Source organism: Nocardia barduliensis (genome assembly GCF_013315795.1).
GTDB lineage: Bacteria > Actinomycetota > Actinomycetes > Mycobacteriales > Mycobacteriaceae > Nocardia > Nocardia barduliensis.
Window position 1 is genome coordinate 125,268 of sequence record NZ_JABLTE010000007.1, and the last position, 9,815, is coordinate 135,082.

Below are 9,815 nucleotides of genomic sequence, written 5' to 3' on the forward strand. Positions count from 1 at the left end.
CGCGGGCAGTGGACGCGCGCACGCCCTCGGTCGGAAGCGACGCGGGGTAGCCGGTATGCGAATCGCGGTCACCGGCGGCACCGGCTACCTCGGTGCGCATACCGTCTCCGCCTTGTTGCGGGCCGGGCATCAGGTCGTCCTGCTGGTCCATCCGAGCGAATCGGTCTCGGCGGTCGTCGCCATGTTCGACTCGTCGCCCGACGCGCTCGCGGTGCTGCCGGGCGACATCCGGGACCCGAAGACGGTCGAGGCGCTGCTCGACGGATGCGACGCCGTCCTGCACGCGGCGGGGGTGGTCGGCACCGACAATCGGCGCGAACAGCTGATGTGGGAGGTCAACGTCGACGCGACGGCCACCGTGCTCGCCCGCGCGACGGCGCTCGGGTTGGACCCGATCGTCCACGTCGCCAGTTACAGCGCGCTCTTTCCCAGTCCCGACCCGGTCATCACCCCCGACAGTCCCACCGCGCCCGGCCGCAGCGCCTACGGCCGCACCAAGTCGGCCGCCGATCGGATCGCGCGGGCGTTGCAGGCCACGGGCGCTCCGGTCGTCATCACTTATCCCTCGAGCGTTGTCGGCCCTGGTCTCGGCCCGCAGGCCGGGATCACCTCCGACGGCTGGGGCGCGATACTGCGCGCCGGGATCGCCCCCCGGATGCGCGGCGGTATGCAGATGATCGACGTGCGGGACGTCGCCGCCGTGCACGCCGCTGTCATGCGCCCCGGCCTTGGGCCGAGGCGCTATCTGTGCGGCGGGCACATGGTGGCATTCGACGAGATCGTGGACATGCTGGAAAGCGCTGCCGGACAGCGGATCCGCCGGATTCCCGTGCCGAAGGCCGCGCTGCTCGGACTCGGACGGCTCACCGATGCCGCCGCCCGGTTCCTGCCGATCAGCGCCGGGCTCAGCTACGAGGCCGCGTGGTTGCTGACCACCGCCACCCCGACCGACGACTCCCGGACCCTGGCCGAGCTGGATCTGCGCTGGCGGCCCATCCGGGAAGCCATCGTCGCATCCGTGCGCCGCGCGAGCCCGGCCACGACGGGCGCCTAGATCATCTCCCGGGAGATGGCCGCGACCAGGCCGCCGTCGATGACGAGATCCTGCCCATTGACATAGGACGCCTCGGCGGAGGCGAGGAACGCGACGGCGTCGGCGACGTCCTCGGCGGTGCCCAACCGGCGGCTCGCCACTTCGGCGAGCACGGCGGCGTGCGCCTCGGGGCTGACGTTGTCGTGGAACATCGGGGTCTCGATGTATCCGGGGCTCACGGAATTGACCCGAATCCCCCTCGGCCCCAGCTCCGCCGCGAGCGTGCGGGCCAGATTGTGCACGGCCGCTTTGGTGGCCGCGTACAAGGTGCCTCCGGGCAGGCCACGGTGCAGCGTCCACGAGGCGTTGATGACGATCGCCGCGTGCTCCGACAGCAGCGGCAGAGCTTTCTGGATGGTGAAGAACACGCCTTTGAAGTTCGTGTCCACGACGCGGTCGAACTCGTCCTCGGAGATCTCGGCGTGCGGCCGGAACGACGCGACCCCGGCGTTGGCGAACACGACGTCGAGGCGTCCGTGCCGGTCGCGGATGGCGGCGACGAGTGCGTCGAGGTCGGCGACGCGCCCCGCGTCGCCCGGTATCGCGAGCACCCGGTCGTCACCGTTCAATTCCTCGACCGCGGCGTCGAGCCGGGTCTTGTCCCGGCCGGTGATGACCACCTGCGCGCCTTCGGTGAGCAACCGTCGTGCGGTGGCCAGTCCCATACCGCTCGAGCCGCCGGTGACCAGCGCGACCTGACCGTCGAATCGGGAGATGTTGTGCGTCATGGGAATCAGCGTGCCGAAGGCCCCGACCGCCGAACAGTGTCCAGTTGACCTAGGTGTGGCACCACCAGGCTACGGTCACGCCGGGGCGGCGAGCCTGATCCGCATCAGCCCGTCCACCCGCTGCGCGGTCTCGGTGCCGGGTTGCGGGTTGTAGAGCACCAGGAACCAGTCTGGATGGTCGGCCACCGCGAGGGTGGTCGTGTCGAACAGCAGATCGCCTGCTTCGGGGTGGCGCACCGCCTTGACGGCTTGGCCCGCGGCGTCCACATCGTGGCGGGCCCACAATTCGGCGAATTCCCTGCTCGCGGCGGTGAGCTCGCCGATCACCCGGTCGAACTCGGGATCGCCGGGGTGGTGCGCCGCGTCCGCGCGGAAAGCGGCCACGACCGCGGGGGCGATCGCGCTCCACTCCGCGTGCATGCCGCGGTACCTGGCGTTGGTGAAGAACGAGATCAGGCAGTTGTGGTCGGCGTCGGTGAACCCGAAGACGGTCCGCGCGGCGTCGTTGACCTCGAGCAGATTCCAGCAGCGGTCACGCAGCACCGCAGGCCGCGACCCCCACGCGTCCAGCAATTGCCGCAGCTGCGGGGTGATCTCGGCGTCGCCCGTCACACCCGACGGCGGCGGGTTGAGACCGGCGAGCAGATACAGGTGGGTCCGCTCCGGACCGGACAGGCGCAGCGCAGCACCGATCGCGTCGAGCACCTCCGCCGACACGGTGATGTCACGTCCCTGCTCCAGCCAGGTGTACCAGGACACGCCCACCCCGGCGAGCATGGCGACCTCCTCCCGCCGCAAGCCGGGCGTGCGCCGCCGTCCCACCGTCGGCAGGCCGATGTCCTCCGGCGTGAGCCGGGCCCTCCGGGTGCGGAGGAAGTCGCGGAGCTGGGCGCGCCGGTGCAGCGCCGAGGTTTCGCTGGCCATAGGCCACGGTAACAACCGGTACGCAGGGTCGGCTTCCCGAGCCGCACCGGGAACGCTTCGCGGTTGTTGTCAGTGAGCGCCGGGAGGTTGCGGGCAAATGCCGCTATGTCCGCAAGTTGAACCACAGTCCCTTTGGCCCGGGTGCGGGCGGCTCGGGATCAGGTTGTGTGGCGGATGATCGTGGCGGCGATCCGCTCGGTGAGCCCGGGCGAGAAGAATGGGTGGTGGCCCATTCCTGGAATGATCTCCAGGTGTGCTGCCGGGATTTGCTCCGCGAGGGCTTCACCGTGGGCTCGGGGGAACAGCGGGTCGTCGCTGCCGTGCAAGACCAAGGTCGCAGCGGTGATGCGGGACAGGGAGGCCCGCCGGTCGTTGTCCCAGCGGCGTCCGGCGAGATCGTGATTCGAGGCGGCGGCGATGTTGTCGGCCCGGGCGTAGCAGTGTTCGACGAACCGCCGCGCGGCGGGCTCGTCGAAGGGCAGAACATCGCCGTTGAGCACGCGCCAGGTCTGTACGTCGGCGTCTATGCGTTGTTGGGCCGTCGTGCGGGGCGCCTTCGCCGCGTCCATCACGTGGCTGAGGAACCGTGCGGTCGGAGGCGGGAGCTCGTCGGCCGCAGCCGGTTGACCGGCCATTGCTCGCGCCCACGCGGTGCTGGGGTTGTTGCCCATCGGAGAGGAGGCCATTGCCGTCAACGTGCGGACACGCGCCGCCTGATGCACGGCAAGCCACTGCCCGATCGCCGCGCCCAGCGACGTCCCGACGATGTGCGCGGCCGTAACGCCGTGACCGTCCAGAACAGCGGCCGTGTCGGCTGCCATGTCGGCGAGCGCGTACGGATGCGTTGTGAAATCGACGGAGTCGGAACGGCCGGTGTCACGGTGATCGAACCGGATCACCTGCCGGCCGCTGTCCACGAGAGCTTCCACGAGCTCATCGGGCCAGCCGATGCCCTGAGTAGATGTACCCATGACCAACAGAACGGTGGGGTCACCAGGATGACCGAAACGCTCGGTCCACAATCGGATCTGCCCGGAACGAACGAACTTCTGCTCACCAGTCAGCATGCCGGGCACACTAGCGGTCACCGGATAGGCCGAAATCTGTTACCTGTTGTAGTTGAAAACGGTGCTCATGAGATAATGAAGTGGTGGGCGAGAGCGCATTCAAGCTCCACGCACCTTGGCGGGTTCAACGGCGTTTGCCCAGCACAAACCGCGCTTCGGCCACGCGGAAGCGCTCGACGACTTCGCCAGGTGCCCGGTCGATCGTGGACCGGGTAACACTGAACTCGGCGGCAATCTGCTCGACGGTGTTCACCCGACGCCCATCAGTTCCGGTCTCGTGGGCGATTTCGCCTGACGCGAGGTGAGCTTCGGTCTTTGCCCACCTGTGCGGCCGCGAGCGCGGGCGGCGACCATCCCGTCGAGGGTGCGCTCGGATATCAGGGCGTGCTCGAACTCGGCAATGGAACCGTGGCAGAGCATCCCGTCGGGCCTGCCGGTTATCACGCGCGACAGTTGGCTGGGGCGCGAGCAATAGCTCGATGCGGTCGAACGCGCACAGTTCCGTCCGACCGCGGTAACAAACCGGTGCGTCGGGTCAGTTCCCGATCTGTACCGGGAACGCTTCGAGGTCGTTCTGGGTGAGCACCGGCAGGTTGCGGATTTCCTCGACCGGTACGGCGAAGCGCAGGTCGGGAAAGCGGTCGAAGAGGGCGGGCAGCGCGATGCCCGCTTCCAAGCGGGCGAGCGCCGCACCGGGGCAGATATGCGGGCCGTAACCGAAAGCCAAATGCCGGTTGGCCGTCGGGCGGGAGACGTCGAAATCGTCGGCGTCCGGTCCGTGCACGGCGAAATCCCGCCCGATCGCACGGTAGGACATGACCACTCCCTCGCCCTTCTCGATAACCGTGTCGCCGACGGCGATGTCCTCGGTGGCGAACCGCATCAGCAAATGGGTCACCGGGCTGTCCCAGCGCAGCGTTTCCTCCACCGCGGCTTCCCAGGTGAGATCGCCGGTGCGGATGGCGCTCAACTGGTCCGGGCGGCCCAGCAGTGCGCGCACGGCGTTGAGGATGAGGCCGATCGTCGTCTCGTGCCCGGCGGCCACCAGCGCCTTCAGGTTGCCAACTACTTCTTCTTCGGTGAGCGGGTCGACGCCGTCGCCGCCGACGAGGAAGGCGCTGGTCAGATCATCGGTCGGGTCGACGGCCTTCTTGCGCACCAGTTCGGTGAAATAGGCGTCCAATTCATCGATCACCCGTAGTCGCTCGTCCTGCGGCGTCAGCAGCGAGAAGAACGCCTTGTACCAGCCGAGCAGCGTCGCATGGTCGGCCCGGTCGACGCCCATCAACTCGCCGATGACCCGCATCGGCAGCGGGTAGGCGAACACCGTCTTGAGGTCGACCACCGCGCCGTCGCGTCCGGCCTCGGCGAGATCGTCCAGCAGTTCGGCGGTCATCCGCTCGATCGCCGGGCGCAGTGCGTCGAGCCTGCGCTTGGTCAACGCCTGGGTGGTCTTGATCCGCAGTCTGCGGTGCTCGGCGCCGTCGACGGTGAACATGGAACGGCCCGCGTCGACCATGCCGATCAGCGGCCACTGCCTGGTCACCGCGCCGGACTGCCACAGCGACCAGGCGCCGATGTCCTTGACCAGCCTGGTGTCGACCAGCAACTGCCTGGCCAGCGCGTGCTGGGTGACGGTCCAGGCGGGCACGCCGAGCAGTTCGATCCGGGTGAGCGGACCCGCGGCGCGCAGCCTGCTGGTCTCCGCACCCAGGTCGCCGACCATCGGATCGATGACAAGGGATGCTGCGTGTGGGCATTCGGTGCTCACGGGGTACCTCCGACGGCGCGAACGGGTGTGAAGCGGACAGGCAGGGATGTCATGCCGCGCAGGAAGGCCGACGGTCGCCGGACCAGGTTCTGGGCGGGTACCGCCAGGTCGAGGTCGGGCAGCCGGTCGAGCAGCACCTCGATGCCGGTGCGCGCGATGACCTCGGCGATCTCCTGTGCGGGAAACGGGCAACGGTACTCGCCATAGCTGAAGGCGAAGTGCGCGCTGTTGCCGGTGTGCGCCGGTTCGGCGCCGTCGGAAACATGTTGGCGCACATGCGGATCGGCATTGGCCGCGGCCAAACCGAGCAGCAGCATGTCCCCGGCCCGGATGACCTTGTCGCCCAACCGGGTGTCGCGGGCCGCCCAGCGCCCGGCGAGGATCTGGGTCGGCGTGTCCTCCCACAGCACTTCGTTCATCGCCTGGCCCACGCTGTGGCGTCCGCCGCCGAGCGCGGCGGCGAACCGGTCGTCGGTGAGCATCAGCCGCACCGAGTTCCCGATCCAGTCGGCCGTGGGCAGGTACCCCGCGGCGGTGATCGCCATCAGGTCCAGGACGTATTCCTGGTCGGTGAACGTGCCGGGACGCGCCAGCATCCAGGACACCAGGTCGGCGCCCCGAGCCGCCTTCTTGCTCGCGAGCAGATGCTGCATGTGCTCGGCGAACTGCTGATGCGCGGCCTGGGCGTCGGCGCCGCCGTCGGCGAGCGTCTTCATCGTCCACGCCAGCCGCGGCCCGTCCCCGTCGGGAAAACCGAGGATTCGCGCCAGGGCCAGCACCGGAAGCGGTTCGGCGAAATCGGCGACCAGTTCCGCTTCGCCCCGCCCGCAGAACGCGTCGATCAGGCGGTCGGCCAAGTCCTCGCAGGTGCGCCGCAGTTCGAACGTGTCGACCAGTTCCAGCGCTGGTTCCACCATCGCCACATGCCTGCGATGTTCCGCGCCCGCGGTGAAATAGATCGACGGCATCGGCTGCCCGACCATCGGCAGCAGCGGCCAGTCCGCCGGGATGTTCGGCCACTGGTTCCACCGGGCGACATCGCGGGGGAACAACTCCGGATCGCTGGTCACCTGGTGCAGTTCGCGGTAACCGATGACCAGCCACGCCGGGACGCCGCCGGGCAACTCCACGGCGACCACGGGGCCGTGCTCGCGGCGCATCTCGTGATAGAGCTGGTGCGGGTCGGTGTGAAAGCGCGGACCGCTCAGGGTGACCGGGGCGGCGTGGACGGGGCAGCCGTCGGTGGAGCTCGGGGCGGGCACGGTCATGACGCGGTCTCCGGAGTGGGGAACAGGGGACGCCGGGCCGCGATGGGCGCGGCGATGGAGTGGAGGTGCTCGACCAGCGTGATCAGCACGCCCTTGCCGGACTCACGGGAGCGCGCGTCGCAATCGATCACCGGCACGTGCGGGTCCAGGTCGAGCGCGTCGCGGACCTCACCGGGCCGGTGGCCCCCGCCGAAGTCGTTGCACGCGACGATGAACGGCGTCTGCTGGTGTTCCAGCCGGTCGACGGCGTACCAGGAATCGGCTATCCGGTGCGGGTCGACCAGCACGATGGCGCCGAGCGCGCCGGTGAACAGCCGGTCCCAGAGGAATCGGAACCGCTCCTGCCCCGGCGCGCCGAACAGGTACAGCACGTGCTCGTCATCGATGGTGATCCGCCCGAAGTCGAAGGCGACGGTCGTCGTCGATTTGCCAGGGGCGCCGCTCGGGTCGTCGATGTCGAGGCCCTCGTCGGTCATGATCGCCTCGGTGTCCAGCGGCCGGATCTCGCTGACCGCGCGGACCAGCGTGGTCTTGCCGACGCCGAAACCACCGACGATGACGATCTTCAGTCCCCGCCTTGTCGCCTGGTGCAGGGGCGCGTCCGCGCGGGCGGGGCGCGGATCAGAGTTTGCGAAGTCCAACGAGCACCTTCTCGAGCGTGGTGGTGTCGGGCAGGGAATGCCATGGCCCGCCGGGCGCACCGCCGTGCGGCGGACGGACGGTGATCTTGCCCGCGTGCAGCAGGTCCGACAGCAGGATGGTCGCGATACCCACCGGAATCCGCAGTTCGGCGGCGATTTCCACGACGGCGGTCGGGGCCCGGCACAGATCGAGGATCGCCACGTGCTCGGACTGCATGCCCGGTGCGGGCGCGCATTCGCTGACCACCAGGGTGACCAGATCGAACGTGTCGGAGTCCGGCTTGCTGCGCCCCCCGGTCAGCGTGTAGAGCCGATCGGGGTCGTCGTCGCGGCCCGGCCTGGTCACGACACGCTCGCTCCCGGGAAGCGCGGCGCGGCCGCCAGGTGTTCGCCGAGCTGTTCCACCAGCTCACGCATGTTGTGACCGACCAGTCCGGCGTCCGCGTCCTCGGCGGCGACCACCGCGATATGCGCGCCGAGCCCGGCCTCCACGATGAACAGGATGCCGCCGTAGAACTCGGTCATCGACTGGCGCACCCCCGCCCGGCCGTCGCCGAATTCGACCGACGCGCCGTGCGAGAGGCTCTGGATGCCCGCGGCGATGGCGGCGAGCTGGTCGGCTCCGTCCACGCTGAGCTCGGGGGTGTGGCAGATCTTCAGTCCGTCGCTGGACAGCAGCAGCGCGTGCCTGGTGCGCGGTGTGCGGGTGAGCAGCTGCTCCAAAAGCCAGCTCAGCTGGGCGGTCTCGGAGGTTGTCATCGTTCGTTCTCCACGGAGACGGAAGGGGCGGGGGACGGGGTGACGGCACTGTCGGTCGCGCGCCCGGCCACCGCGCGCTGGAACGCGCCGAGCGAATCCGGCCGCGCCGCGGGAGGCGTCGGCGTGGCAGGTTCCGGTGCGGCGAGCCCTTCGGGATGGACGGCGGCCAGCGTGCTGCCCCGGCGGCGCTTGGGCAGCGACGGTCCGGCGGTGTCCGGCCGCGCCGTGCCGGAGCGCACCGGCTCCGGTTCGGCGGGCGTCCGCTCCGGCGGTGCGGTGGCGCCCGCGTGCGGTCGCGCGACGGGCAGTGCGCCGGTGATGGTGGACGGCTGCGGCCGCTCGGCGCGCGTGGTGAGATCCCGGGGAATCACCACGACCACGGCGGTGCCGCCGATGGCCGACGGCCGGTAGGAGACGGTGAGGCCGTGCTTGCGCGCGAGATTGCCCACCACGGCGAGGCCGAGCCGGGTTCCGGTCAGGGACGAGAGGTCCAGTCCGGAACCGCGGGCGTCCGCTCCGGTGGTCGACACCGCCGCCTCGGCGCGGCGCAGCGCCGACTCGCTCATCACCAGCCCGCTGTCCTCGATGGTGATGACGACCCCCGCCGGAACCTCGGCGGCGTAGACGTGCACCTCGGTGGTGGGCGGGGAGAAGTTGCAGGCGTTGTCGATCAGCTCCGCCAGCGCGTGCATGACGCCTTCCGCGGCATGCCCGGAGATCGCGATATCGGCGATCGCCCGCAACCGCACCCGCTGGTAGCCGGCCACGCGGCCCATCGCGCCGCGCAGAATCGATTCCATGGCAATCGGTTTGGCCCACCTGCGGCCGGATCGCGCGCCGCTGAGCACGGCGATGCTGTCGGCGAGCCGCCCGGCCTGGGCGGTGCGGTGATCCAGTTGCAGCAGGTCGGCGAGCACGGCGGGATCGCCGTGCCGGTGCTCCATCTCGCGCAGTTCCGCGAGCATGCCGGTGGTCATCGCCTGCATGCGGCCCGCGGCGCCCGCGAAGGCGGCCATGGCGGCGGCGCGCCGGCTCTCGCTGCTCTTCGATCGCGCCGTGTGTTCGGCGACCGTATCGTGCGCGGCGGTGACCTCGGCGTGCGCGTCGGCGATGGCCAGCGCGCGGTCCTCGCGGGCCTGGGCGGCCGCGCGGCGGGCATGCCGGGCCGCGCGGTGGAAGTGGACCGCCGTCGTCACCGCGGCGCACAGGGCGATCGCGGCGGCGGTGGCGCCCGCCGCGAGGGAAATCCGGAATTCGGCGGGTGCGTAGTACACCGCCGTGATCACGATGGCCGCGCTCGCGATAACGCAGGCCGACAATGTCACGTACGGCGGTTTCGAGCGCCGGACCGCGTCTTCGCCGAGCTCACTCGCCGCCGGATTCAACAACTCTGACAAGTTTCGTACTTCCGCACTCGCGCTCACCGCCGGGGAATTGACCTCCCCTGACCCCCTTCTGCGTGCACTTTCACCCCAAATACGCAGACCGACAAGCATTTTCGAAATCTCGCGGCCCGAGCATAGCGGGACGGGCGGTGCGGCGCCACTCGGGCGGATTACGGGGG

11 protein-coding genes are annotated in these 9,815 nt (G+C 69.8%); 1 reads left to right on the plus strand and 10 read right to left on the minus strand.

All coding sequences use genetic code 11. The features are described 5' to 3' along the window. The first annotated feature begins 55 nt into the window (after window positions 1-55). Window positions 56-1,054, plus strand: a complete 999-nt coding sequence (locus tag HOV91_RS05550; protein WP_174184352.1) for an NAD-dependent epimerase/dehydratase family protein — start codon at window positions 56-58, stop codon at window positions 1,052-1,054. Here HOV91_RS05550 and HOV91_RS05555 read toward each other — a convergent pair. From HOV91_RS05555 to HOV91_RS05595, 10 genes are all read right to left on the minus strand, one after another. After that, window positions 1,051-1,821, minus strand: a complete 771-nt coding sequence (locus HOV91_RS05555) for an SDR family NAD(P)-dependent oxidoreductase (RefSeq protein WP_174184353.1) — start codon at window positions 1,819-1,821, stop codon at window positions 1,051-1,053. The two genes, HOV91_RS05550 and HOV91_RS05555, sit on opposite strands and share 4 nt — an antisense overlap. 75 nt (window positions 1,822-1,896) lie before the next feature. Continuing rightward, window positions 1,897-2,745 (minus strand): helix-turn-helix transcriptional regulator, encoded by an 849-nt coding sequence (locus HOV91_RS05560; protein ID WP_174184354.1) that lies wholly within the window; start codon window positions 2,743-2,745, stop codon window positions 1,897-1,899. Between the two features lie 158 nt (window positions 2,746-2,903). Continuing rightward, window positions 2,904-3,812, minus strand: coding sequence for an alpha/beta fold hydrolase (locus HOV91_RS05565; protein WP_174184355.1), 909 nt, complete (start codon window positions 3,810-3,812; stop codon window positions 2,904-2,906). Between the two features lie 124 nt (window positions 3,813-3,936). After that, window positions 3,937-4,065, minus strand: a complete 129-nt coding sequence (locus HOV91_RS40460) for a hypothetical protein (protein WP_281370833.1) — start codon at window positions 4,063-4,065, stop codon at window positions 3,937-3,939. A 282-nt stretch (window positions 4,066-4,347) separates the two neighbouring features. Next, the gene (locus HOV91_RS05570; RefSeq protein WP_312884478.1) at window positions 4,348-5,583 is read right to left on the minus strand and encodes a cytochrome P450 family protein; all 1,236 of its coding nucleotides are present in this window, start codon (window positions 5,581-5,583) and stop codon (window positions 4,348-4,350) included. Continuing rightward, window positions 5,580-6,851 (minus strand): cytochrome P450 family protein, encoded by a 1,272-nt coding sequence (locus tag HOV91_RS05575; protein ID WP_174184356.1) that lies wholly within the window; start codon window positions 6,849-6,851, stop codon window positions 5,580-5,582. Before HOV91_RS05575 ends, HOV91_RS05570 begins: the two co-directional genes overlap by 4 nt. Then, entirely contained in the window at window positions 6,848-7,492 is a 645-nt protein-coding gene (locus HOV91_RS05580) for a GTP-binding protein (RefSeq protein ID WP_174184357.1), read from the minus strand. The genes HOV91_RS05575 and HOV91_RS05580 overlap by 4 nt, the downstream gene beginning before the upstream one ends. After that, window positions 7,473-7,838 (minus strand): DUF742 domain-containing protein, encoded by a 366-nt coding sequence (locus HOV91_RS05585; RefSeq protein WP_174184358.1) that lies wholly within the window; start codon window positions 7,836-7,838, stop codon window positions 7,473-7,475. Before HOV91_RS05585 ends, HOV91_RS05580 begins: the two co-directional genes overlap by 20 nt. Continuing rightward, a complete protein-coding gene (locus tag HOV91_RS05590; protein ID WP_174184359.1) occupies window positions 7,835-8,251 on the minus strand; it encodes a roadblock/LC7 domain-containing protein in 417 nt (138 codons plus the stop codon). Before HOV91_RS05590 ends, HOV91_RS05585 begins: the two co-directional genes overlap by 4 nt. Continuing rightward, window positions 8,248-9,648 carry a sensor histidine kinase gene (locus HOV91_RS05595; protein WP_246349847.1) on the minus strand — a complete coding sequence of 467 codons (1,401 nt, stop codon included), beginning with the start codon at window positions 9,646-9,648 and terminating at the stop codon, window positions 8,248-8,250. Before HOV91_RS05595 ends, HOV91_RS05590 begins: the two co-directional genes overlap by 4 nt. Between the last annotated feature and the right edge of the window lie 167 nt (window positions 9,649-9,815).